Annotated in this window: 31 protein-coding genes; 9 read left to right on the plus strand and 22 right to left on the minus strand. The window is 68.3% G+C overall.

The genetic code is table 11. From position 1 onward, the window contains the following. Positions 1 to 58: 58 nt before the first annotated feature. The gene (locus OG205_RS22635; RefSeq protein ID WP_330270109.1) at positions 59 to 508 is read left to right on the plus strand and encodes a hypothetical protein; all 450 of its coding nucleotides are present in this window, start codon (positions 59 to 61) and stop codon (positions 506 to 508) included. 60 nt (positions 509 to 568) lie between these two features. Here OG205_RS22635 and OG205_RS22640 read toward each other — a convergent pair whose 3' ends face one another. The 3 genes from OG205_RS22640 to OG205_RS22650 form a co-directional block, all read right to left on the minus strand. Next, complete coding sequence (locus OG205_RS22640) at positions 569 to 2,278, minus strand: MFS transporter (RefSeq protein WP_330270110.1); 1,710 nt, start codon at positions 2,276 to 2,278, stop codon at positions 569 to 571. Between the two features lie 258 nt (positions 2,279 to 2,536). Then, complete coding sequence (locus tag OG205_RS22645; protein ID WP_330270111.1) at positions 2,537 to 3,616, minus strand: acyl-CoA dehydrogenase family protein; 1,080 nt, start codon at positions 3,614 to 3,616, stop codon at positions 2,537 to 2,539. A gap of 18 nt (positions 3,617 to 3,634) precedes the next feature. After that, positions 3,635 to 4,060 carry a nuclear transport factor 2 family protein gene (locus OG205_RS22650; RefSeq protein WP_330270112.1) on the minus strand — a complete coding sequence of 142 codons (426 nt, stop codon included), beginning with the start codon at positions 4,058 to 4,060 and terminating at the stop codon, positions 3,635 to 3,637. A 164-nt stretch (positions 4,061 to 4,224) separates the two neighbouring features. Between OG205_RS22650 and OG205_RS22655 the strand changes: the two genes are divergently transcribed. After that, positions 4,225 to 4,707 (plus strand): SRPBCC domain-containing protein, encoded by a 483-nt coding sequence (locus OG205_RS22655; RefSeq protein ID WP_330270113.1) that lies wholly within the window; start codon positions 4,225 to 4,227, stop codon positions 4,705 to 4,707. 72 nt (positions 4,708 to 4,779) lie between these two features. Here the strand turns inward: OG205_RS22655 and OG205_RS22660 are convergent, their stop codons facing one another. Further along, positions 4,780 to 5,988, minus strand: a complete 1,209-nt coding sequence (locus tag OG205_RS22660) for a cytochrome P450 (protein ID WP_330270114.1) — start codon at positions 5,986 to 5,988, stop codon at positions 4,780 to 4,782. Positions 5,989 to 6,131: 143 nt separating this feature from the next. Between OG205_RS22660 and OG205_RS22665 the strand changes: the two genes are divergently transcribed. Beyond that, a complete protein-coding gene (locus OG205_RS22665) occupies positions 6,132 to 6,968 on the plus strand; it encodes an NAD(P)H-binding protein (RefSeq protein ID WP_330270115.1) in 837 nt (278 codons plus the stop codon). A gap of 58 nt (positions 6,969 to 7,026) precedes the next feature. Here OG205_RS22665 and OG205_RS22670 read toward each other — a convergent pair whose 3' ends face one another. Beyond that, a complete protein-coding gene (locus OG205_RS22670; RefSeq protein WP_330270116.1) occupies positions 7,027 to 7,398 on the minus strand; it encodes a hypothetical protein in 372 nt (123 codons plus the stop codon). Between the two features lie 328 nt (positions 7,399 to 7,726). Here OG205_RS22670 and OG205_RS22675 point away from each other — a divergent pair, with 328 nt between their 5' ends. Beyond that, positions 7,727 to 8,200: a hypothetical protein gene (locus OG205_RS22675; RefSeq protein ID WP_330270117.1), complete on the plus strand. Its 474-nt coding sequence runs from the start codon at positions 7,727 to 7,729 to the stop codon at positions 8,198 to 8,200. A gap of 144 nt (positions 8,201 to 8,344) precedes the next feature. Here the strand turns inward: OG205_RS22675 and ilvN are convergent, their stop codons facing one another. From ilvN to OG205_RS22690, 3 genes are read right to left on the minus strand one after another with little or no spacing between them, the layout of a single operon-like run. Further along, a complete protein-coding gene (ilvN, locus tag OG205_RS22680) occupies positions 8,345 to 8,611 on the minus strand; it encodes an acetolactate synthase small subunit (protein WP_330270118.1) in 267 nt (88 codons plus the stop codon). Then, the gene (locus OG205_RS22685; RefSeq protein WP_442916577.1) at positions 8,611 to 10,317 is read right to left on the minus strand and encodes an acetolactate synthase large subunit; all 1,707 of its coding nucleotides are present in this window, start codon (positions 10,315 to 10,317) and stop codon (positions 8,611 to 8,613) included. Before OG205_RS22685 ends, ilvN begins: the two co-directional genes overlap by 1 nt. A gap of 17 nt (positions 10,318 to 10,334) precedes the next feature. Next, the gene (locus OG205_RS22690; RefSeq protein WP_330270119.1) at positions 10,335 to 11,150 is read right to left on the minus strand and encodes an AfsR/SARP family transcriptional regulator; all 816 of its coding nucleotides are present in this window, start codon (positions 11,148 to 11,150) and stop codon (positions 10,335 to 10,337) included. 543 nt (positions 11,151 to 11,693) lie between these two features. Here OG205_RS22690 and OG205_RS22695 point away from each other — a divergent pair. Next, positions 11,694 to 12,662 carry a sensor histidine kinase gene (locus OG205_RS22695; RefSeq protein WP_330270120.1) on the plus strand — a complete coding sequence of 323 codons (969 nt, stop codon included), beginning with the start codon at positions 11,694 to 11,696 and terminating at the stop codon, positions 12,660 to 12,662. A 220-nt stretch (positions 12,663 to 12,882) separates the two neighbouring features. On the opposite strand, the gene OG205_RS22700 is transcribed toward OG205_RS22695, so the two are convergent. The 3 genes from OG205_RS22700 to OG205_RS22710 form a co-directional block, all read right to left on the minus strand. Then, on the minus strand, positions 12,883 to 13,488 hold the full coding sequence (locus OG205_RS22700; protein WP_330270121.1) for a response regulator transcription factor: 606 nt from the start codon (positions 13,486 to 13,488) through the stop codon (positions 12,883 to 12,885). Between the two features lie 276 nt (positions 13,489 to 13,764). Then, positions 13,765 to 14,448, minus strand: coding sequence for an SDR family NAD(P)-dependent oxidoreductase (locus OG205_RS22705; protein ID WP_330270122.1), 684 nt, complete (start codon positions 14,446 to 14,448; stop codon positions 13,765 to 13,767). A 67-nt stretch (positions 14,449 to 14,515) separates the two neighbouring features. Beyond that, positions 14,516 to 15,106: a TetR/AcrR family transcriptional regulator gene (locus OG205_RS22710; protein ID WP_330270123.1), complete on the minus strand. Its 591-nt coding sequence runs from the start codon at positions 15,104 to 15,106 to the stop codon at positions 14,516 to 14,518. 89 nt (positions 15,107 to 15,195) lie between these two features. Between OG205_RS22710 and OG205_RS22715 the strand changes: the two genes are divergently transcribed. From OG205_RS22715 to lipA, 3 genes are all read left to right on the plus strand, one after another. Next, positions 15,196 to 15,504, plus strand: coding sequence for a hypothetical protein (locus OG205_RS22715; RefSeq protein WP_330270124.1), 309 nt, complete (start codon positions 15,196 to 15,198; stop codon positions 15,502 to 15,504). Then, positions 15,501 to 16,391: an oxidoreductase gene (locus OG205_RS22720; protein ID WP_330270125.1), complete on the plus strand. Its 891-nt coding sequence runs from the start codon at positions 15,501 to 15,503 to the stop codon at positions 16,389 to 16,391. Before OG205_RS22715 ends, OG205_RS22720 begins: the two co-directional genes overlap by 4 nt. A gap of 128 nt (positions 16,392 to 16,519) precedes the next feature. Beyond that, positions 16,520 to 17,521, plus strand: coding sequence for a lipoyl synthase (lipA, locus tag OG205_RS22725; protein WP_330270126.1), 1,002 nt, complete (start codon positions 16,520 to 16,522; stop codon positions 17,519 to 17,521). 124 nt (positions 17,522 to 17,645) lie between these two features. Here lipA and OG205_RS22730 read toward each other — a convergent pair whose 3' ends face one another. From OG205_RS22730 to OG205_RS22770, 9 genes are read right to left on the minus strand one after another with little or no spacing between them, the layout of a single operon-like run. After that, complete coding sequence (locus OG205_RS22730) at positions 17,646 to 18,185, minus strand: alkaline shock response membrane anchor protein AmaP (protein WP_330270127.1); 540 nt, start codon at positions 18,183 to 18,185, stop codon at positions 17,646 to 17,648. Further along, positions 18,182 to 18,700, minus strand: coding sequence for a DUF6286 domain-containing protein (locus tag OG205_RS22735; protein WP_330270128.1), 519 nt, complete (start codon positions 18,698 to 18,700; stop codon positions 18,182 to 18,184). Before OG205_RS22735 ends, OG205_RS22730 begins: the two co-directional genes overlap by 4 nt. Then, on the minus strand, positions 18,697 to 19,044 hold the full coding sequence (locus tag OG205_RS22740) for an Asp23/Gls24 family envelope stress response protein (RefSeq protein ID WP_330270129.1): 348 nt from the start codon (positions 19,042 to 19,044) through the stop codon (positions 18,697 to 18,699). Before OG205_RS22740 ends, OG205_RS22735 begins: the two co-directional genes overlap by 4 nt. Before the next feature lie 2 nt (positions 19,045 to 19,046). Then, positions 19,047 to 19,223, minus strand: coding sequence for a hypothetical protein (locus tag OG205_RS22745; RefSeq protein WP_093600157.1), 177 nt, complete (start codon positions 19,221 to 19,223; stop codon positions 19,047 to 19,049). 11 nt (positions 19,224 to 19,234) lie between these two features. Next, positions 19,235 to 19,675, minus strand: coding sequence for an Asp23/Gls24 family envelope stress response protein (locus OG205_RS22750; protein WP_319978473.1), 441 nt, complete (start codon positions 19,673 to 19,675; stop codon positions 19,235 to 19,237). 57 nt (positions 19,676 to 19,732) lie between these two features. Then, positions 19,733 to 20,026: a hypothetical protein gene (locus tag OG205_RS22755; protein ID WP_330270130.1), complete on the minus strand. Its 294-nt coding sequence runs from the start codon at positions 20,024 to 20,026 to the stop codon at positions 19,733 to 19,735. Beyond that, positions 20,020 to 20,367 (minus strand): Asp23/Gls24 family envelope stress response protein, encoded by a 348-nt coding sequence (locus OG205_RS22760; protein ID WP_330270131.1) that lies wholly within the window; start codon positions 20,365 to 20,367, stop codon positions 20,020 to 20,022. Before OG205_RS22760 ends, OG205_RS22755 begins: the two co-directional genes overlap by 7 nt. Before the next feature lie 4 nt (positions 20,368 to 20,371). Further along, positions 20,372 to 20,914 (minus strand): Asp23/Gls24 family envelope stress response protein, encoded by a 543-nt coding sequence (locus tag OG205_RS22765; protein WP_330270132.1) that lies wholly within the window; start codon positions 20,912 to 20,914, stop codon positions 20,372 to 20,374. Next, on the minus strand, positions 20,905 to 21,462 hold the full coding sequence (locus OG205_RS22770; protein ID WP_330270133.1) for an RNA polymerase sigma factor: 558 nt from the start codon (positions 21,460 to 21,462) through the stop codon (positions 20,905 to 20,907). Before OG205_RS22770 ends, OG205_RS22765 begins: the two co-directional genes overlap by 10 nt. 182 nt (positions 21,463 to 21,644) lie before the next feature. On the opposite strand from OG205_RS22770, the gene OG205_RS22775 reads away from it, so the two are divergent. Next, positions 21,645 to 21,851, plus strand: coding sequence for a CsbD family protein (locus OG205_RS22775; protein ID WP_266043508.1), 207 nt, complete (start codon positions 21,645 to 21,647; stop codon positions 21,849 to 21,851). Between the two features lie 48 nt (positions 21,852 to 21,899). Here the strand turns inward: OG205_RS22775 and OG205_RS22780 are convergent, their stop codons facing one another. Together OG205_RS22780 and OG205_RS22785 are read right to left on the minus strand one after the other, a co-directional pair. Continuing rightward, complete coding sequence (locus tag OG205_RS22780; RefSeq protein ID WP_330270134.1) at positions 21,900 to 22,925, minus strand: saccharopine dehydrogenase family protein; 1,026 nt, start codon at positions 22,923 to 22,925, stop codon at positions 21,900 to 21,902. A gap of 9 nt (positions 22,926 to 22,934) precedes the next feature. Further along, entirely contained in the window at positions 22,935 to 23,228 is a 294-nt protein-coding gene (locus tag OG205_RS22785; protein WP_330270135.1) for a hypothetical protein, read from the minus strand. Positions 23,229 to 23,260: the final 32 nt, after the last annotated feature.

Below are 23,260 nucleotides of genomic sequence, written 5' to 3' on the forward strand. Positions count from 1 at the left end.
TCCGCATCGGCGTTCGACCATTCCGCACACCCCGTCAACCAAGCTGGAGGCGTTTTCCTTGACCGCATCTCAGAAATCCCGTCGTGCGCGCACCGCGCTGGCCGCGTGCCTGCTCGCGTTTCCCCTCGCCGCCGCAGGCTCGGCCGATGCCACCGAAGAGGTCAGCCTCGTCGGCAGGTGGGAGGTGATGGTGACTGTCCACAACGGCGTGCCGCCGCAGCGGGGTCCCATGACCTGTGACTTCACCCCTGACCACCGGCTGGACTGCATGACCGGGCCCGGTGCGCCCCCGCAGAAGGGTGACGGCATCTGGACACAGACCGGTCGCGGCACGATCAGCTTCTGGATCACCCACCCCGAGCCGAACGGGTCGATCAACGCGACCCACCTCGGCAAGGTCACCCGCACGCGCTTCACCACCAAGGCCGTCGCCTACGTCCACCTGCCCGACGGCACACCGCTGATAGGGCCGGTCCAGGTGGAGGCCGAGGCCACGCGGCTCTACTAGTTCCCCGGAAGCCGAATGCCCCAGGCGTTTCCCGCCTGGGGCATTCTCAGTGGTGCGGGCTCAGGCAACGCCGGGCGGCGGAGCCAGCTTCTTCGGCAGCGCCCCCGCGAGCAGGAACGCCAGCACGGCCAGGCCGAGTCCGACCCAGAGGGTGATGTCGAAGGCACCGGAATGCGTGTTTCCGGACGCCTTCGCGGCGAACTTCTCCACGACCGGCTTCGCCTGCGGGTCCTGCGCCACCGCGACACAGCTCGCCGAGGTACCCGGCGACGCCGCGCCGCCGAGACGCTCGACGGTGCACGCCTTGAACGACCCGGCGATCTCGTCGGCACGCTCGGCCGTCACGCCCGCCACGACCAGCTCCTGGCGCAACTGGGGGGTGAGCTCCTCCGCGCTGCTGGAGGCGGACGAGCTCAACGGCGCGAAGAACGCCAGAGACACGATCGCGATGCCGAGCGTGAAACCGAGCTGCTGCTGGGTGCTGACCAGACCTGACGCCGCGCCCGCGTCGTCGTGGGACACGTCGGCGAGCGCGAACATCGCGATCGGCGTGGCCAGCGCGCCGAAGCCCAGACCGATGATGAACAACGCCGGCACCATGCCCCAGCTGCTCAGCTCACCGTTGTTGACCAACAGGAACAGGCCGATTCCCAGCGCGACCACGACCGCGCCGGCCTGCAGCACCGCCCGGCCGAACTTCGGCACCAACGCGATGACCGACGCCGACGCCGTGAGGAACGCGCCGATGCAGAAAGCCAGCAGCGTCACACCGTTGCGCAGCGGCGAGAAGCCGAGACCCTCCTGCATGAACAGGTACAGCGACAGCATGAACATACCGGTGAAGGAGAACGTCACCAGCATCAGCACGAGCGCCGAGGAGAAGCTGCGGGCCTTGAACAGCTTGAGCGGCACCAGCGGCGCGCCGTCGCGGCGCTGCTTGGCCCGCTCGTAGGCGATGAACACGGCGAAACCGCCGACCGACAGGACCATCGACACGATCGACCACACGGGCCAGTGCAGCTCGCGGCCGAAGGTCAGCGGGAACAGCAGCATCACGAGGCTGACCGTGGCCAGCACGACACCGACGATGTCCAGCCGCAGCGCCTTCGGCGCCTTCGACTCCGGGATGTACTTCCAGCCCATGAAGAAGCCGATGATGCCGATGGGCACGTTGATCAGGAAGATGGGCCGCCAGTCCCAGCCGAAGATGTTCGCGGCGACCAGCACGCCACCGATCAGCGGCGCGACCGTGGCCGCGATGCCGCCGACCATGCCGTGCACCGCGAAGACCTTGCCCTTCTCGTTGTCCGGGAAGGTCACGTGGATGATCGACAGCACCTGCGGCACCATCAGACCGGCCGACAGGCCCTGCAGCAGCCGGGCGCCGACCAGCATGCTCGGGTCGATCGCGATGCCGCACAGCAGCGACGACACGGCGAAGCCGATCACACCGAGCTGGAACATCTTGCGGCGGCCGTAGATGTCGCCGAGACGCCCGCCCGTGATGAGGGTGACGGCGAACGCGAACACGTAGCCCGCGGTGATCCACTGCAGCTGACCGAAGGTCGCGCCGAGGTCACGCTGGATCGACGGCAGCGCGACGTTGACGATGCTGCCGTCGAGCATGTCCATGAAGACGGCGACGGTCATGATCACGAAGGCGGCCCACCGCCTCTTGTCGGGGGCCTGCGCGTCGGCGACCTGAGTCGCCTGCGCAGTGGCAGTCGCCGGTGGCGACTCCAGGTCGGGATTGATATTGGTGGAGGTCACTGTTTCTCCTCAGATCACAGATGTTTCGCTGCGCACGAACGCCGGTGGGGTGCTGGGTCCTGACTACTCGTCGCGACGGGAAAGCCCGTCGAGTCGAACGTGGTCCCACCCCTCGCGTTGGTAGCGACGACTGCCGGTCGAGGCCACCAGGGTGATCCCCTCCACTCGAGTCCCGGTCAGGTCGCGACGGAGCCGAACGCGGGCACGCCGAAGGCCCTGGCGCCGGGAGGGGGACGTCAGGGCCGCGTTCCGGCGGGGTCAGCCGTAGAGCGACGCCGGATAGGTGCGCACCGAAGCGGTCTCGTAGCGCAACGCCACGTGACTGGAACTGCTCACCACGTCACGCCAGAACCGTTGCAGCGCACCACCTTCCGCGAGTCCACTGGTGCCGGCGGCCCGCACCAGGCCGCCGACCGCGTCGACCAGGACCTCGGCCGCGTAGGCGACGTTGCGCTCGTTGCGCGCCATCGCGGCCGGGGTGAACTCGCGGTCGTCGAGCACCCTGGCGTTCTGCTCGACGAGCAGCTTCGCCGACTCGACCTGGCCCGACGCGCGGACCAGGTCGACCGCGGACGTCACGGCCTGCTTCTTCCCCGACAGCACCGAAACGCACGCGTCGAGCGCTCCCATCGCCGCACCGACGGCCGGAGCGGCGAACGTGAGGCCGCCGACCGCCTGGAACGGGACGTTGTGACTCGGCACCGGCGACCAGCTGGTGCCGGTGACGAGGTCCGTGCGGGAGAACGACAGGTGAGCGGGCACCAGCACGTCGTCCACCACGACGGAATGGCTGCTGGTGGCCTTCATGCCGACGCTGTCCCACGTCTCGAGCACGGTGAAGTCCTTGCGCGGCACCGCGAAGAAGCGGCCCTCCTCACCGACCATGCCGCACAGCAGGGCCCAGTCGGCGAAGTCCACACCGCTGACGTAGGTCCACCGGCCGCTGAGCCGGTGCCCGCCGTCCACTTCCGTGCCCCTGCCCATGGGCGGCTGGCCGGTCACGACGAACGTGTCCGGTCCGGACGCCCAGATCTCCTCGTGGCCCAGTTCCGGCAGCAGTGCCGCGAACCGCGACGAGTAGGCGGACAGCGACGCGCACCACGCCGCGGCCGAACAGCCCTGCCCGACCGAGAAGACAGCCTGCGTCAGTTCGGCGAAGGTTCCCTGCGTGCCACCGCGTTCGGCTGCGACGAAGTGCCGCGCGAACCCGGCTTCGCGCAGTGCCTCCACGACCTCCGGAGCCAGCTTGCGAGTGGCGTCCGCCTGCGCGGCGTGTTCCGCGGCGAGCAGTTTGACCTTCTCCGCCACAGCTGCGAGGCCGGTGTTGTGAGCAGTCACCTCGTCACCTCCTCTAGATCACGCAGCCTGAACGGGCAGGTCGCGGTGGATGGTGCGGGACCTGGTGTAGAGCTCGCCGTCGATGCGCACGAGCACGTCGTCGATGGAGAACGTCGGTTCGAAGGTCACCTGGCCCTCGAGCGTCGTGCGCGTCACGAGCGACGCGTAGCTGACGTTCAGCGTGTTCTCGTCGACTTCTTCGATCAGGTAGTGGTCGTTCCAGTGCCGCACGGCGACGCCCTTGTAGCGGGGCAACGCGGCGCTGGCACCGGCGATCAGGGCGGCACGACCCTCGACCTTCTCACCGCGGTGGGCGTGGTCGGTGACCCCGTCCTCGGTGAACGTCTGGGCGTAGCCCTCCACGTCCAACGCGTCGAGCAGCCGCATCTGCCGGGCGTAGAACGTCTGAACCTCGATGTGGACCGCAACATTGACTGGGGACACGACGACTCCTCGGTCTGCCGGTTTCGCTGCCGCGAATATGGGTGGCCCCGCTGGACATCCGGTCGAGCCGTCCTGGTTCGACCCCGGTTCCAGGTGGGGTTGAGACAAACCGGGCACGGTCGAGCACGACATCACCCAATCCAAGAACTCGCGAGGAGGGCCACATGGCCTCAACTCCCGATGTCGCCAAGTCGGTGACGGTCGAGGCGACGATCGAACAGGCATTCGCGATCTTCGCGTCGAAGCCGATCGAGTGGTGGCCGGAGTCGCACGTGTTCGTCAAGGACCGGCAGTCCATCGCGATCGAACCGTTCGTCGGCGGGCGCTACTTCGAGCGCGGCGCGGAGGGCGAGGAGGTCGCCTGGGGCACCATCACCGAGTGGGACCCGCCGAAGCGCCTCGTGATGACGTGGCGGGTCGGCCCCTACTGGCAGCCGATCTTCGACGACGAGAAGGCATCGTTCATCAAGGTCGACTTCGAGGTCGTGGGCCCGACGACGACGAAGGTCACGCTGACCCACGCCGACCTGCACCGCCACGGTGAGATCGCCGAGAGCATCCACAAGGCTCTCAACGGTCCTTCGCCCGGTGAGACGCTGGAGAAGTACGCCGCCGTGGTCGACAAGCACGTCCCGAAGGCGGCCTGAGAGACCCCGGACTCTCAGGCGCACCAAGGAGACAGCCGCCCCAAGCCTCGGCGGGGGCGGCTTTCGTCCTGCTCAGAAACCTTTGCCGTGCAGGTCGACGGGCAGCGCGACCAGCCGGTGGTTCATGTCGGCCCCCTGCCACTCGAGTTCTTCCTCGGCGACCGCGAGGCGCGCGGCCGGGAACCGCCGGGTCAGCTCCTCGAACGCGGTGGTCAGCTCGATGCGTGCGAGCGGTGCGCCGAGGCAGCGGTGAATCCCGTACCCGAACGCGAGGTGCTCGTTGCCCGGACGCGCGAAGTCGAGTGTGTCGGGCTCGGTGAACACCGCCGCGTCGCGGCCGGCCGAGTTCGTCGACACGAACACCGCGTCCCCCTTGGGAATCGTGACGCCGGACAACGTCACGTCCTCCAGCGCGATTCGCGGCAGACCCGTCGTGTCGTTGGTGGGCAACGTGATCCAGCGCAGCAGTTCCTCGACCGCCGCCGGCACTTCCTCGGGGTGCTCGCCCAGCCGCACCCAGATGTCTTGGTGGTGTCCCAGCAACGTCAGGACCGAGCTGGCCAGGTGGCACGCGGTGGAATCACCACCGGCGCCCAGCAACGTGTACCCGAGGCCGATGAGTTCCCCTGCCTCCAGCTTGTCGTCACCGAGCCGCACCCTGGTCAGCGCGGACAGCACGTCGTCGCCGGGCTCGTTCATCTTGCCGAACACGAGCGCGGCCATGTACTCGCCGAGCTGCTCCCCCGCCGCGGCCGCGAGCTCCGGGTCGTCCACCGCGGCGAACTCCCGGATCAGCCGCGCGAACGTGTCGCGGTCCTCGGCAGGCACACCCAGCAGGTCGCTGATCGCGATGATCGCCAACGGGAACGTGAACTTCCCGAGCAGATCCACCGGCCCGTCGAGGCCTTCCTCGCCGGCCCGGTCCATGAGTTCGCCGACCAGCCGCCGGATTCGCGGTCGCATGGCCTCGATCAGCTCGACCGAAAACGCTTGCGAGACCAGGTCGCGCAGCCGGGTGTGCGCGGGCGGGTCCAACGAGATGATCATGCCGGGCGGTGCCTGGAACAGCCCGGGAAACGTCGGCGCGGCCGGTTCATAAGACGCCGCACGAGAAAACCGCACGTCGTCGAGCACAGCACGGACCGATTCGTGAGTCGTGGCGACCCAGCAGTGGCCACCACCGGTCGCGGGCAGGCGCACGACCGGCTGCGACTCGCGGAACCGGGCGAACTCCGGCGCCGGACCGCGGTAACTGGATCCGGGAACGGGAAAGGAGACCACCGTGCGCTCCTGACGTGAGTTGGGGACGTTTCGGCAGGTTAGGAGCGCTGACCTGAAGCTTGATCTAGCGCCGTTCGAGTGACCGAGTGGACGCTGAGCGTGATCGGCCATCCAAGCGAAACACCCAATTCGGGAGATTCACCATGACCATCCTCGTCACCGGGGCGCGCGGCAACGTCGGCCGTCGCGTGCTCCAGGGGCTCTACGCGGCGGGTCACAGCCTCCGCGCGTCCGGCCGAAACCCCGCAGAGCTCGACGTTCCCAACGGCGTGGAAACCGTCGCGCTGGACCTCAACGACCCGGAGACCTTCGTCGCGGCCCTCGCCGGCGTCTCCAAGGTGCTGCTGTACGCGGAGCCGGACGGCATCGTGCGCTTCCTCGACGAGGCGGAGAAGGCCGGCGTGGAGAAGGTCGTCGTGCTGTCCTCCAACACCGTGGAGGGCCCCGACGCCGAGAACGACCCGCTGGCGCACCACCACAAGGTCGTCGAGGACGCGGTCGTCGCGTCCGGCCTCACCTACACGATCCTGCGCCCCGGCGCTTTCATGGGCAACGCGTTCGGCTGGAGCTACTCGCTGAAGGCCGGCGACACCATCGACCAGGTGTTCCCCGAGGCCCAGGTCGCGCCCGTGCACGAGGATGACATCGCTGACGTAGCGGTCGTCGCGCTGACGGAGAAGACACTCGAGGGCCAGACCGTCTCGCTGAGCGGCCCGGAGTCGCTGACGTTCCGGCAGGAACTGGAGATCATCGGTGAGGTGCTCGGCCGCGATCTCGTGATCAACGCGCTGAGCCGCGAGGAGGGCGAGGCGCAGATGAGCAACTTCGTGCCGCCGCCCATCCTGGCTTCGCTGCTCGCGCAGTGGGAGGCCGCGGTCGGTGTCGTCGCGGACACCGGCGCCACCGCCGAGCGGATCACCGGCAAGCCCGCCCGCACGTTCCGCCAGTGGGTCGAGGAGCACAGCGCCTTCCTGGCCTGACGGCACAGGACACGCGGGCCGGGGCGGGGGCGGCGGACCCGCCCCAGCTCCGGCATGGTCAGACGCGGCTCATCGTGAAGGTGATGGCCGAGGTGCCCAGGTTCGTGCCGTCCACGAGGAAGAACGTGGACGGGCCGGAGCTGGTGAAGTTGTTCGGTCCACTTTGGACCGCATCCTGGTCGAAGTCGACGTAGGCGAAGTACACGCCGTTCTCGTCGTAGACCTTCTCGCCGCGGAACTTGTAGTGGAACGTGTTGGCGCCGGTGACCCACCACGACCCCTTCGTGGTGGTGTTCTGCTCGTTGGTGATGAAGACGTTTCCGCCGGCCTTGAACACCAGCTTGGTCGGGTGGTCGCCGTCCGAGCGCGTCACATGGCCCGTCCACGTACCCACCGGCGTGCAGCCGGTCGCGTTCGCCGTGGCGGTCAAGCCTGCCGAAGCAAGGAGAACCACGGCGGTGATGGCTCCTGTGCGCGCGAAGAAGGCCGAACGTCTCTGAGTGAATGTGTGCATCTGTGCGGCTCCAACCGGTCTGCGTACGACGGACGCGCGCAACCGTGGAGCAACCCCCTGCAGAACGGCTGCAGCTCGGCTCGAGCGTGCGGGTTTCCGTTCCGGCACAAGCCTCCTCTCACCTTCGCCAGTACTCCGCACCCCCGCCTCGGGCCACAACTGGGGCTATAGGGGTGCTTGAGCTGCGCGAACAACACTCAGCGCGTCCACCGCCCCTGCCCCACCCGTCCGGAGGCACATCCCCATGAACATCCGCAAGAAGGCACTGGCGGCCGTGGCCGTCTGTGTGCTGGCAGTCCCCGTCGCCGCCGCCGCTGGTGCCACGGCGAAACCCGGCTACAACGACGCACTCGTCGGCCGCTGGGATCTCACGGTGACCATCCACACCCAGGAGCCACCGGATCTCGTACCGCTGTTCTGCGACTTCACCGTCGACTACCAGCTGCACTGCGCGACCAAGCCGGGCAACCCCAACCCGCTTGAGGGCCGGGGAGTCTGGACGATGGCCAAGGATGGTCAGTTCAGCTTCTGGATCACCCATCACGCCCACCGCGACGAGAACGGCAACCCGGTCGGCTCGATCAACGCGAGCCACCTCGGCAAGATCAGCGCGAACAAGCGCAAGTTCAACACCAAAGCCCACACCTACATCGACTTGAACAACGGCAGCCCGTGGCAGGGACCCGTCAACGTCGAAGGCGCCGCGTTCCGCATCTGAAGGCGGGCCGGTCCGCGCCCACGCAAAGCGCTCGGCTGGGACACCCCAGCCGAGCGCTTGAGCACACTCCTGACCGAACCAGTTGATCGACCGCGTTGCGGCGACCCCTCGAATTCGTCCCAGGGGAAGCCGTTTCTCGTGTTTCTAGGCCGGAAGTTCGAGCGCTTCGTCGTGCGTGCGGTCGACAACGTTCTTCACGTCGACGATCCGGCCGAGCTGCTTGATGAGCTGAGCAAGCGTGCGGCCGGACTGCAGCGCGACGTCCACGTCGAGGCGCGAGAGGTCACCGCTCCCGGCCGGCCCGAGGCTCAGCGACTCGACGTCGACGCCACGACTGGAGAACAGCACCACGATCCGCGCCAGCGCGCCAGGTTCGTTGCGCAACAACAGGGACAGCGAATGTCTGGTCATCACTCTTCCTCGTCGAACAGGGGCCGGATGCCCCGCGCGGCCATGACTTCGTCGTTGCCGGTGCCCGCGGCGACCATCGGCCACACCTGGGCGTCCTGTCCCACCACGAAGTCGATCACGACGGGCCGGTCGCGGACCTCCACGGCTTCGAGGATGGTTCCGTCCACTTCGGACTGCTCCGTGCACCTCAGCCCGACGCAGCCGAGTGCCTCGGCCAGCTTCACGAAGTCGGGGTGGCGCTGGTGCGTGCCGAGCCCGGTGTTGGAGTAGCGGCCGTCGTAGAACAGGGTCTGCCACTGGCGGACCATGCCGAGGTTGCCGTTGTTGATGATCGCGACCTTGATCGGGATTCCCTCGGCGGCGCAGGTCGCGAGCTCCTGGTTGGTCATCTGGAAGCAGCCGTCGCCGTCGATGGCCCACACCGTGCGGTCCGGTGCGCCCACCTGCGCGCCCATCGCCGCCGGCACCGCGAAGCCCATCGTGCCCGCACCGCCGGAGTTGATGAACGAGCCGGGGCGTTCGTACTTCACGTACTGCGCCGCCCACATCTGGTGCTGGCCGACGCCGGAGGTGTAGATCGCCTCCGGACCGGCGAGCTGGCTGAGCCGTTCGATCACGTACTGCGGGGCGAGCACGCCGTCCTCCGGCCAGTCGTAGCCGAGCGGATAGGTGGTGCGCAGGCGGTCCAGGTACGCCCACCAGTCGGTGAGATCGGTGGCCCTGGTGACCACCGCGGACAGCGCGGCCAGCACGTCGCGGCAGTCACCCACGATGCCGACGTCCGCCTTGCGGTTCTTGGAGATCTCGGCGGGGTCGATGTCGACGTGGACCACCGCGGCGTGCGGCGCGAAGTGCGGCAGCGACCCGGTGACCCGGTCGTCGAACCGGGTCCCCAGCGCGAGCAGCAGATCGGCTTTCTGGAGGGCGGCGACGGCGGGCACCGTGCCGTGCATGCCCGGCATCCCCAGGTGCAACCGGTGCGAGTCGGGGAACGCACCGCGGGCCATCAGCGTGGTGACGACCGGGATGCGGGTCTTCTCGGCGAGTTTCAGGAGCTCCTGCGCCGCACCGCTGCGGATCACCCCGCCGCCGACGTAGAACACCGGCCGCTTCGAGGATCCGATCAGCTGTGCGGCGTTGCGGATCTGCGCCGGCGAGAGCACCGGACGCGACGGTGTGACGAGCTTCGCCGGTGTGTAGGTCGTGTCGGTGGCCAGCACGTCCTTGGGCAGGTCCACCAGCACCGGGCCCGGCCGCCCCGTTGACGCGAGCAGGAACGCCTCGGCGATCACCCGCGGAATGTCGGCCGGGTCGTGCACCTGGAAGCTGTGCTTGGTGATCGGGAGCGTGATGCTGCGGATGTCCGCCTCCTGGAAGGCGTCCGTCCCGATCACGCTGCGGGCGACCTGACCGGTGATCGCGACGATCGGCACCGAATCCATGTACGCGTCCGCGAGCGGCGTCACCAGGTTCGTGGCCCCAGGCCCCGATGTCGCCATGCAGACGCCCACTCTGCCGGTCGCCTGCGCGTATCCCTGGGCGGCATGCCCGGCGCCCTGCTCGTGACGGACCAGCACGTGCCGGATCTTCGAATCGAACAGCGGGTCGTACGCGGGCAGGATCGCCCCGCCCGGCATACCGAAGATCACCTCGCAGCCGACGTCCTCGAGCGCCTTGATCAACGCACCTGCACCGGTGGTATCCACGCTTGCTCCCCGAACTTTCAGCCCGCGAGCTGGCGCTCCAGCTGGCGCGGCGACAACGGCTTGTCGAGCGACGGTTCGGAACTCAGGATCGCCCGCTGCAACTGACGCAGCCTTTCGGACGGCTCAAGCCCCAGCTCTTCGATCAACGTGTCGCGCAGCGACTGGTAGGCCTCCAGCGACTTCCACTGCCGTCCCGCCCGGTAGAGCGCGAGCATGTACTGCGCGCACAGGTTCTCGTGCATCGGGTGCTGCGCGGTGAGCACCGACAGCTCGGAGAGCAGCGACTGGTGCTTGCCCAGCTGCAGGTCGGCCTCGATGCGGGTCTCCAGCACGCCGAGGCGGCTTTCCTGCAAACGGGTGACCTCCATGCCGAGCCGGACGCCGATCTGCACGTCCACGAGCACCGGTCCGCGCCACACCTCGGCGGCGCTGCGCAGCAGCCTGCTCGCGGATTCCAGGTCGCCGATCTCGAACGCCCGCTGACCCGCACTCGCGAGCCGCTCGTAGCTGCGGACGTCGACGCTCTCCGGCGGAACGTCCAGCATGTAACCGCCGTAGCGGGTCACGAGCACGTTCTTCGCGATACCGGGCCCCTCGCCCGGCATTGCCGCCTCGATGCGCCGGCGAACCTGCAGCACGTAGGTCTGCAGCGTTGTGAGTGCGCTGCGTGGCGGTGTCATCCCCCACAGCTCTTCGATCAGCGTCGGAACCGTGACGACGTGTCCTGCCTGCAGTCCGAGCAGCGAGAGCACCTGCCTGGGCTTCACCGCGCTCGGCGCGATCGAGACGCCGTTCTCCCGTGCCTCCAGCGGTCCAAGAACCTTGATCTCCATTGGAGCTCCCCTGCTCAGCGGCGGACGACTTGGTCGTGCCATCAAGTTCACCTGAGGCGGGCTATCGGACGCCACGTATCCGGCCATGACTCTCGGATGGCGAACTACTGCACCCGGCGTGAGATATTCATATACTCAAACGAACCCAAACCGTCCCGCCTCGTAATCGTCCGAACACGATCGGTGACAGTGGCGAAAAATACTCGGCCATTGGCGTGATATTGAGCGGCGAGTCAATGCGACTTCGCATTCTGAACCGATTCAGTTGCCGTCCCGAACTGCTCTCGCATGTCTAGTATTCGGCCTGGGCGCGCGCCGTGCGAGGTGTTTGACCGGCGTTAACACTCAGACTTTGCTCTGGAGCGGTTTGCTCTTGGGGGGCACGTGATTGCTTCGCCTGCGATACCGAGATACCGCGCGATCATCCTCGCGGTGTTCGCCACGGTGTGCCTGACCGACCTGACGCGCGCGCTACTTCTCACCGGCGAAGTCACCGAATTGGCGGTGTCGGTCATTGATTTAGCGGTACTTGTCCTACTGCAAGTGTCGTATTTCCGGCGTCTGAGCGCACTCCGGCGACACCTCGCACTGGCAGCCCAGGCCGCACTCCTGATCCTGCCGTACGCCCTCTTCGGCCATTCCTGGACGGGCGTCGCGGGCCTCGTCGCCGGCAACGCCCTTCTGGTCCTGCGCCCGGCGTTCGGCTGGTCGATCTTCGTGGCGACGGTCGTCGCGACCGGCCTCGTCCAGGCCGCCCACGGCGAGGCGATGATGGCCACCACGGCCACAGCGCTGCTGCTCGCGGGCCTGGCCACGGGCTTCGCGACCCACCGCGACTGGCCGGCCCCTGTCGCTCCTGAACCCCAGCCGGCCGCTCCCCTGGTCGTGGACCCCGTGGTCACCACCACCGCGGCGGTCACCGCCGAACGCGTCCGCGTCGCCCGCGACCTGCACGACCTGCTCGGCTACAGCCTCAGCGCGATCAAGCTGAAGACCGAACTGGCCCACCGGATCGTCGCCGACCGCCCGGACCACGGCTGGGAGTTCATGCAGGAGCACATCGCCGACATATTGGACATCACCCACCACGCCCTGGCCGACGTGCGCTCACTGGCCCGCGCCTACCGCCCGCTGTCGCTGGCGGACACGTCCGACTCGGCGAAGGCGATGCTGGCGGCGTCGAACATCGACGTCCGCGTCGAACTGGCCCACGACCCGCTCCCGGAGCCGGTCGAGACCGTCCTGGCCGCCGTCCTGTGCGAGGCCGTCACGAACGTCCTGCGCCACAGCGACGCCAGCACCTGCACCATCGGCGTGCACCAGCGCGGCACCACGATCCTGCTGGACGTCATCAACGACGGCGCCGCCGACCGCGCGGCCTCAGCCGACTGCAACGGCGTCCGCAACCAGGCCGAACGCATCAAGGCCGTCGGCGGCACCTTCAGCGCCCGCCACATCGGCGACGGTTCGTTCCACGTCCACGCCACCATCCCGGCGACCCCGGAGCCCTAGCCTCCAGGACCCCGCGGCCACCGTGCACACCGATATATCAGCGCGCCCCGCCGCCGTTCACCCCAAAGACGATCTTCCCGCACACTCCTGAACTGGCCCTTAGCAACGAGTCTTTTGACTTCGTCGTCAAAAGACTCGTTGCAATGGTCCCGGTGAAGCCTCGGCGAAGATCAGGAGCAGCCCTCCCAGAGCCGGCCAGGAGCCGTCCCCAGGGCCCGGCTCAGAACCAGCCGGACTTGCGGGCGATGCGGACGGCGTCGACCCGGTTGCGGGCGTCGAGCTTGGCCGTCGCCGACGTCAGGTAGTTGCGAACCGTGCCGACCGACAGGAACAGCGTCGTGGCGATTTCCATGGCGTCCGCGCCGTCGGAGGCGAGTCGCAGGACTTCCAGTTCGCGTGGCGTCAGAGGGCACTCATCGGTGTCCCACGCGGAAAGAGCGAGCTGCGAGTCGATCACGCGCCGACCAATTGAGACACCGCGAATGGCGTCAGCGAGTTCCCCGACTGGAGCATCCTTGAGGATGAAGCCATTCACACGTGCGTTGAGCGCGCGGCGCAGAGTGCCCGGCCGGCCGAGGCTCGTGAGAATGAGTGTGCGCGTCTCCGGTGCGGTGTCGTGGATCACGGTGGCGGCGGAAAGGCCGTCCATACCCGGCAGGTCGATGTCGAGCACCGCCACGTCCGGTTTGTTCTTCTCGACCGCCGCGATGATTTCGTCGCCCGTTGCGACGGACGCGACGACCTCAATATCCGGTTCAAGATTCAACAAGGCGACCAAAGCACCGCGGACCATTTGCACGTCCTCGGCTAGTAGCACTCTGATCATCCGACCCCCTAGCTTGCCCCCAGGTCACCATTTCGAGTCTTACACTCGGTGACCACGCAGGACAAGCATTGAGTCCGGGTGCGCCGAGCGTTACTCCAAATGCGCTAGGAGCAATTAATAGGGTTAATCGGCGGATGACATGGGGTCACCACTCGCTCACAGATAGCTCAAGGACCGAATCGGGTACCGGGACGACTCGAGCACTGCCCGAGCACAAAGCGGTACAAGCGATTCGGCCCCTGAAGCAGGTTCTGAAGCGATCATCACGGCGGCGACTCAGCGCGTCTCGCCCCACCGCTCCAGCAGTTCCAGGCCGCCGTCGACGGTGATCACCTGACCCTGGATCCACGCGGCCTCGTCGGTGCAGAGCAACGAAACGGCGTTCGCGATGTCCTGCGGCAGGGTGACGCGACCGGACGGGCTCTTGATCGCGAGCCGGTCCACCAGGTCCGGATCGATGTTCATGGGGCCGTTGTCCACAACGGTGGTGACGACGGCGTTGACCGCGACCTTGTACCAAGCCATTTCCAGCGCGAGCGTCCGAATCACGCCGTGCACCGGTGTAACCGTGTAGCCGGCGATGACCACGCGTCCGCCGTCGACGAGAGCCTTGGCGAGCGGCTCCACGATGTTCAGCAACGGCGTGAGGTCCGGCGACACGGCGTGATGCACGAACACGTCGAGCTGTCCGCGTTCCTGCTTGACCTGGTCGAGCAGGGAGCGAACCGAGTGACCGTCGTGGATGTTCAGCTTGGTGACCGTCACCGAGCCGGGCTTGCCCGCGAGCACGGTCTTCGCGCGCTCCAGGTCGACGTTGTCCTCGTCGGATGTCGTCAGGATGACGTGGGCGCCGTTGTCGCAGAGCTTGCTCGCGATGGCGAGGCCGAGCCCGTGCGTGCCCGACGTGACAACTGCGATCTTGCCGTCGAGTCCCAGGCGCGTGTTGACAGGTTCGATCATGATGCCGACCACCTCTGTTGTCCGCGTGGTGATCGACGTTGCGCCCGGTCGCTAGGGCCGAACTCGACTACTTCTTGCGCAAACCCTCCAAAACACGCAGGATCGCGCGTTCGACCTCGCGTCCGGTGCGCTTCGGATCGGACGAGCTCGCGATGGTGCTCGCGCACGCGGACAGCGCACCGAACAGCAGCCGGGCCATGATCTCCACCGGCGCTTCCTCGATCTCACCGGCGTCCACGAGCAGTTGCACCGCCGTGCGAAGCAGACCGAAGCTGAACTGCTCCTCCGCCTCACGCCAGCGTTCCCAGCCCATCACCACCGGCGCCTCGTGGACGATGATCCGCTGGTACTCCGGTTCCAGGCACTTGCGGACGTACGCGCGCAGACCGGCGACCGCGGTCTCCCAGGGGTCGCCGTCCGCCGTGATCACCGCGGTCAGCGAGGCGATCGAGCGGGTCTCGACCTGTGTGAAGGCCGCCTCGAACAACGCCTGCTTGCCGCTGAAGTGGTGGTAGAGCGCACCTTTCGTCACGCGGGCGCGTTTGACGAGCTCGTCGAGCGAGGTGCCGGCGTAGCCGCGTTTGGTGAAGAGGTCGACGGCGCTGTCCACCAACGCCTGCCTGGTCGACTCCGAGTACTCGGAGCGTCGAGTTCGCACGACCGAAACGTATCTCACATACCGACGGTACGTACCGGTGGTATGTTCGTGTCATACCGAGGGTATGCGAGAAACCGGGGGTACGAGACATGGGCTGGGCAGACCACTACCGTCGCCGCGACGCGCTCGACGCCGTCCTGCGCGACGCCCGCCGCGACCCGTCCGCGCCGCTGATCGTCGATCCCGACGTCTTCGGCTCACTGCAGGAACTGCTGCTGGCGCTCGACCACCGCTGGCAGAACAAGCTGACCGCCCGGATGGAGAACGCCGGGCTGACCGGCCACGTCGACGAGGATCGCGTCCTCGCCGAACTCGCCGCCGAGGAGCCGGTGTTGCGAGCGGTACTGGACACACACCTGTCGCTCGGCAGTTACCGGGCGGTAGGAATGACTCCATGAGTCGTTGGACCGAAGCCGACATCCCCGACCAGTCCGGCCGCACAGTCCTGGTGACCGGCGCGAACTCCGGTCTCGGCCTGCGCACCGCCCAGGTACTCGCGGCCAGGGGCGCCCACGTGCTCATGGGCTGTCGCTCGGTCCAGCGCGGGGAGACCGCGCGACGCACCGTCAAGGGGTCGGCCGAGGTCCTCGAACTCGACCTCGCCGACCTGGCCTCGGTGCGCGCCGCGGCGGAGAAGGTCGAGAAGCTCGACGTCCTCGTCAACAACGCGGGCATCATGGCCGTTCCGAACGGCCGGACCGTCGACGGCTTCGAGCGCCAGTTCGGCACCAACCACCTGGGCCACGCCGCGCTGACGTGGCTGCTGCTGCCTGCGCTGAGGCAACGTCCGGGCGCACGCGTCGTCACCGTCGCTTCTCTCGCGCACCAGTACGGCCACATCGACTTCGCGGACCCGAACTTCGACCGCCGCCCGTACACCCTGCGCGGCTCGTACGGTCAGTCGAAGCTCGCCAACATCCTGTTCGCACGTGAGCTGGAGCGCCGCTCATCGGATGTGACGTCCATCGCGGCCCACCCCGGCCTGACGGCCACCGACCTCACCAACAACATGGCCGACGCGCACAAGTCGGTGATCCTGCGGGTCGGCGGCAAGATCAGCCACTTGTTCTCGCAGTCCGTCGAAATGGGCGCGCTGCCGCAGCTCTACGCGGCGACGTCACCCGAAGCGCGTGGCGGCGAGTACTACGGCCCGGACGGTTTCAACGGCTTCCGCGGCTACCCCGCCGTGGCGAGGATGACCGCCGCCGCGCGTGACGACCTGGCCGCGAACCGCCTCTGGGAACTCACGATCAAGCTGACCGGAATCGCTCCAGAACTCGAGTAGGGTGCCGGCGCCCTCGTCCGGGGTGATCGTGAACAACGAGCGCTCCACCGGAAGCCCGGTTCTGGCGCTTAGCCTGACCTGGTAGTACGTGACCCCGGACACTTGAGCGCGCAGCGTAGGGTGATGACGTGACTGTGGTACCTGAGGGTCGGAAGCTGCTGCGGCTCGAGGTCCGCAACAGCCAGACGCCGATCGAGAAGAAGCCCTCGTGGATCAAGACCAGGGCGAAGATGGGCCCCGAGTACCGGGAGCTCAAGAGTCTGGTCAAACGCGAAGGCCTGCACACGGTCTGCGAAGAGGCCGGCTGTCCCAACATCTACGAGTGCTGGGAAGACCGCGAGGCCACGTTCCTGATCGGCGGCGAGCAGTGCACCAGGCGCTGTGACTTCTGCCAGATCGACACGGGCAAGCCCGCCGACCTCGACCGCGACGAACCGCGTCGCGTCGCCGAGTCGGTCCAGGCGATGGGCCTGCGCTACTCCACGGTCACCGGCGTCGCCCGTGACGACCTGGAGGACGGCGGCGCGTGGCTGTACGCGGAGACCGTCCGCCAGATCCACGAGATGAACCCCGGCACGGGCGTCGAGCTGCTGATCCCGGACTTCAACGCGGTCCCCGAGCAGCTGGCCGAGGTCTTCGAGTCCCGGCCCGAGGTGCTCGCGCACAACCTGGAGACCGTGCCGCGGATCTTCAAGCGCATCCGGCCGGCGTTCACCTACGAACGTTCCCTCGATGTGATCACCAAGGCCCGCGAGTTCGGCCTGGTCACCAAGTCGAACCTGATCCTCGGCATGGGCGAGACCCCCGAGGAGGTCACGGAGGCGCTCTCCGACCTCCACGACGCGGGCTGCGACATCATCACCATCACCCAGTACCTGCGCCCGTCGCCGCGGCACCACCCGGTCGAGCGCTGGGTGAAGCCGGAGGAGTTCGTCCAGCACAAGGAGACGGCCGAGGAGATCGGCTTCCTCGGCGTGATGGCGGGCCCGCTGGTCCGCTCCTCCTACCGCGCCGGCCGCCTCTACGCACAGGCGAAGCAGAAGCGCGGCGAGGACCTCCCGGAGAACCTCCAGCACCTGCTGACGGTCTCGGCGTCCCAGGAGATCACGAGCCTGCTCGCCCCGCGCTGAGCGGAGTGAACGGCGAACCAAGCGATATACCAGCTGGTCACCCACCCAGGGTGACCAGCTGTTTTGCATCCGGATGCAAAGACGTTTGCGGTCGTCCGCAAACGTCTTTTGCACAACCGATATATCAGTGCACTCGGGCGTCGGCCTTCGTGGGCGACATCCGGAACTCCACGGTGGCGTGCAGGTCGGGGGTGCCGAGCGCTTCCCGGAGGCGTGGCAGGCCCTCGTCGTCGATGCGGCGGCGGATCCCCCGCAGATCGGCGTCGCCGTGGGCGCGGACGACGAGGGCCAGGCGCGGGGCGGTGTGCGGACCGGTCAGCGCGGCTTCGACCTTGCGCACACCGGGATAGGCGGTGATCTCTTCGGCGAACGGCGCGGCGGCCGTCGCCGTGGTGATGCGAGTGGCGCCGGCCTCGTCGGCCCAGCGCCAGGCCGCGACCTTGCGGCGCGGGATCTGGGCGGTGAGCCAGCGCAGGCACAGCAGTGCGATCACCACCGCCGCGGCCGCGATCACCCACAGCACCCACGTCGGCGGCAGCGCTGTGCCGGGTAGCAGTGCGGCGGAGCGATCCACCTGCGGCACGTAGCCGAAGTGGACAGCGAGTGCGAAGGCGCCGGCCAGCACGAGCACCAGGCCCAGCAGGCCGAGGAGGAATCGGTTCACGGTGTGCTCCTGAGTGCCTTGACCCGCACCACGACCTGCGGCGGCCGGGCGAGGGCGAACTCACCGACGCGGTGTTCGACGGCCGCGCGGACGGCATCATCCAGGCCGTCTACCACGGCCCGCCGGGTGCGCACGACTGCGCGAACCCGGCGGCGGCGCACCTTCACGGCGGCGGATTCGACGCCGTCGACGACGGCAGCGGATCGCAGCGCGTTGCGCAGGCCGCGCACCGACACCGCGGTGTGCTGGTCCAGCGCCGCCGTCCGCGCCCTGCCGGGCACGACCGCGACGAGGAACAGCACCAGTCCGATGGCCGCGGCGACCCCGCCCGCCACGGCCACCCCCTGAGCCGACCACGTCGTGTCGTGCAGCAGGCCGGCCAGGGAGTCGTACGGCAGCAGGGGCGTCTCACCCACGGCCAGTTGGATCGCGCACACCGCCACCAGGACCGACGTGGCCAGCAGGACGAGCGCCGTGAGCATGGCGGGCAGGGCCCGGCGGGAGCGTCGGGTCACAGGACCCTCCTCACCGGGGCCGTGTCCGCGCGCAGCACGCCGACCGACACGTCCACAACGGACACTCGCAGGCCGGTGAGCTCGGCGACCCGTTCGACCAGGTGGGCGCGCACCCGAGCCGCGGTCGACGCGACCGGTGCCGGGTAACGCAGGTCGAGGCGCGCGTCGAGCGTGGCCACTCCCCCGGTCACCCGTGCGGTGACCGCGCAGTCGAGCACGTCCGGCACCTCCATGGCGGCGCGTCCGGCGATACGGCCCACCGCGCGGTCCGCGACGGTGGTCAGACCTGGCTGTGCCGCACCAGGTCGTGTGACACCTGGTTGGGCGGCGAGCGGTGTGATCATCGTCAGTCCCGATCCCTGCCCAGCAGTTGCGCGAGGTCGAGCTTGCCCTCGGCGACCCGGCCCGCGACCAGGCCGAGCGCGCCGAAGACGAGCACGAGCAGGAACGCGCTGAAGCCCCCGAACGCCGCGGCCAGGCCGAGCGCGAGCCCGGTCAGCAGGCCCAGTGCGGTGGTGCTCATGGCGGTTCCCCTCACTGCACGCGAGCGGTTTCGGGCTCTTCGCCCTCGGTGTCACTCGGGATGTGCACGTCGTTGACGTTGATGTTGACCTCGACGACCTCGAGGCCGGTGATCTGCTCGATCGCCGTGATCACGTTGGTGCGCACCGACTTCGCGAGGTCCGCGATCGGCACGCCGTACTCGACCACGAGCTCCAGGTCGACCGCGGCCTGCTTCTCGCCGACCTCGACCGACACGCCCTGGCCCGCGCTCGCGGTGGCACCGGGGATGCGGTCGCGCAACGCGCTCAGTGCCCGCGTCGCGCCGCCGCCCAGCGCGTGCACGCCCCGGATCTCCCGCGCCGCGAGGCCGGCGACCTTCTGCACGACGACGTCCGCGATGGTGGTGGATCCCTTGTCGGTCACCAGTTTCCCGCCCGCGACACCGTTCTTCTCCGCAGTCTGCGTGCTCATCGCAATCCCTTCCTTCGAAGCGTCCACATGAGAAAGACACCGGCTGCGACCGATTCGTCACGACCCGTTCAGGTGATCGAGGGCACGTTTGTCCACATCGGTCACCACGATCCGCACGATGGCCGTTTCCCATTGCGTGCCAAGGAGAACCGTCTTCAACGCCGCACCGGCCTCCGCGAGCGCCAGCGGCAGCCGGGTGGCGACGACGCGGACGCACACCAGTTCGTCCTCGACGTCGACGGCCAGCGCGTCGACGTCCCAGGAGATCCAGGAGCGGGCGGGTTCGGGCGCCGACGGCCGAAGCCCGTCGACCTTCTCCAGTGCCTTCAACAACTCCGTCACGATCACCATGCGACGTCCACGATCGTCACGAGAACGGACTCCACCTCGACACCGGTCAGTTCCGGCACGAGCGCGCGCACCGACCGTTGCACGGCACGAGCCACGGCCGCGGCCTGGTCCTGGCCCGAGATCACCACGTCCACCTCCAGCACCGCGGCCGTTCCCGACCACCGCACCCGCACGCCTTCCACCGGCGCGGGCTGCAATCCCTTGATCTGCTGCCTCGCCGCACGCACCACCGAACCCACCAGGCCGGCCACACCCGGCTGCACGCGCACGCCGGCGACCCGCTCGGCCGCGTGCACCGCGACCGCCGCCACCGCCGGAGCGGACACGACTGTTTCGATCACTCGCTCATCCTTCGAGAACGTCGGACACGACGAGGTCCAGGCGGGCGAGCCGCACACCGATCCGCGCGGAGGCCGCGGCCAGCACCCGGCGCCGCACCTCGTCGTACGCCTGGTGCGTGACCTGGCCGGCGGTGATCGCGATGCTCAGTTCGACCTCGATCACCGGGTCCATGCCGGTCGACTCCGGTGCTTCGACGACACGGCACGCCCGTGCCCGCACGCCGTCCACACCGTCCGCCGCGTAGCGCAGCACCGCCGCGACCGCGCGTGTGCTGATCCGGGCCAGTCCGTCGCCGGGCAACGGCACGACGTCGGACCGCCGGACATCGGCGCGCACCGCGGACATCACGCGGCTGACCAGGTCGAACGGTGGCTCGACCTCTTCGCGGACCATCTCCGCGGTCGCCTCGCGCAGAACCAGCAGACTCTCCCGCACTGCCCCGCAGTGCGGACACGAGCGCGTGTGTTCGTCGGAGAGGTCGATCGCCTCCCAGACTTCTTCCACGTCCCGCCCGCATGGCAGGACGTAGTCGGACGTCACCGCCACGGCGCCATCACCTCCGCGAGTTGTGCCCGTGCCCGCGCGAGCCTGCCGCGCACCGACTGCTGGGTCGTGCCGATCGCCTCGGCGATCTCGTCGTAGGACCGGCCGTGGACCTCGCGCAGCACCCAGCACGCCCGTTGCTCAGGGGTGAGGCCACGCAGTGCGGCCTGCAGCGCGTCGAGCTGCGCGCTCACCTCCACCGCGCGGTCGGGCCGGGTGCGCGGCGCCGGCGACTCGTGCTCGTCGAGCTCGGTGTCGGCGTGCGGTTTGCGCTTGCGCAGCACGTTCAGGCACTGGTTGGTGGTGGTGCGGTAGAGCCAGCCGAGGAACGCCCCGTCGTCGTTGAGCTGTCCGAGCCGCCTCCACGCGGTGAGGAACACGTCCTGCACCGCGTCCTCGGCGTCGCCGGTGCTGCCCACGATGCGCACCGCCAGCCGGTACATCGGACCCTGGTAACGGCGCACGAGCTGCTCATATGCCCTCACGTCGCCGTCACGGGACCTTGCCACCAGCGTGGCATCGTCGAGTGCGGCTGCTTCGGCCACGCTCATGCGCACACCCCCGCCCAATTTGCTTCGTCGCCCGATGGACACGTTCGAACGCGGAACGTCACGCGGTTCCCTGATTTCCCATCCGTGATCGCTCTCACCCGGTTTTCACCCGACCGTGGCGTGACGAAGCAGCGGGGACGGGCATCGAACAGGCGTCAGACCAACCAGCTCAGGAGGACGCGATGTCGCTGTCGGACAAGATCGGCAACAAGGCGGAAGAGCTCGGCGGCAAGGCCAAGGAGACCGCGGGTGAGGTCACCGGCGACGAGCAGCTCGCGAACGAGGGCCGCGCCGATCAGGCGAAGGCGGCCGTCAAGGACGGCGTGGAGAAGGTGAAGGACGCTGTCGGCGGGGTGGTCGACAGCGTCGCCAAGCACCTCAAGAAGTAGAGCACCTCAAGCAGCAAAGAATCTCAAGCAGGAGTTAGAGGCTCTAACTCAGCTGAAGCGGACCTCGCCCGCCACGACGCCGTCGAGCTCGCGCACGAAGTCGGCGCCGAACGCGCTGGACGGCGTGTGCGAGCCGGGCGCCACGCCGTTGATCTTGCCGATGGCGCGGAGCACGGAGTCCGCGGTGAGGCTGTAGGCGTTCGGGGTGGTAATCGCGCATTCGACCTTCGTCTGCGCGTCCCACGCCTCGCCGAACACCTCGGCCCTGGTGTTGGCGCGCTTGCGCTCGTCGGGGCCCTTCACCTTGCCGGCGACGGTCTTCGCGACGTTCTGGACGAACGGCGTCTGCAAGACGGGCGCAAACACCTGCTGCAGTTGCCCGAGCATGCCCGGCACGGTGGTGAACGTCGTGATGTTCGGGATGCCGGTCGAACGGTAGGCGGTGCTCACATCGCCCCACGGGATGCTGCCGACCTCGCGCGGCCCGGACCGGAAGTAGGCGGTGCGCCGCCGGTGCCCGATGCGGACGCTCTTCAGGTCGCCGTTCACGCGGATCCGCCCACCCACGGCGGCGGCCTCGACGGACGTCTTGGTCGTGCCCGCGCTAGCCCCTCCCCCGACGACGAACGCGAGGTCGAGGTGCGTCGCGGACGGCAGGGCGTTCTTCAGGATCGCGGCAAGGCAGTCGGTGGGGACGACGTCGAACCCAGCGCCCGGCAACAGCACGATGCCGGCCTTGCGCGCGTCGATGTCCCTCAGGCCGATGGACTCGAAGACGTCGATCTCGCCCGTGATGTCGAGGTAGTGCGTGCGGGTCCTCAGGCAGGCGTCCACCATCGCGGTGGACGTGTGCGCGAACGGGCCCGCGCAATGCACGACGGCGTCGACGTCCTCAAGATGCGCCCGCGCCTGACTCAGGTCGAACGCCCGGTGCTCGAGCCCGAGGGCGGCGGCGATCGGCTCGACCTTCTCGTGCGAGCGCCCGGCGAGGATCGGCCGCTCCCCGCGCTGGACCGCGAGCTCGGCGATGAGGCGTCCGGTGTAGCCGTTGGCGCCGTAGACCATCCACGTCATGCCGCGACCTTACCGGCGAGTAGCCCGTCGGGAACCGACCAAAGAGCCGATCAGCAGTAGTGCGCCCACCGCTGCCATCGGCAACGCCCAGAGCAGCCGGCGATGCCGGAGATCGGCGCAGATGTCCACATAGGCCGGACTGACCGCGGAGGCCGCGGGCTCGTCGAAGCCGAGGCCGAGACTGTTGCCGCACGGGATCAGCGACCCGCTCGGCGCCTCGACGGCCAGCGTCACGAACAGGATCGCACCCCCACCGAGCAAGAACGCTAGACCGACCACGAAGGCGAACGTGCGCACTGACATGAGCAAAAGTTACGTCTCAAATGGACTTGGGG

Origin of the sequence: Lentzea sp. NBC_00516 (genome assembly GCF_036346835.1) — a bacterium.
GTDB classification, from domain to species: domain Bacteria; phylum Actinomycetota; class Actinomycetes; order Mycobacteriales; family Pseudonocardiaceae; genus Lentzea; species Lentzea sokolovensis.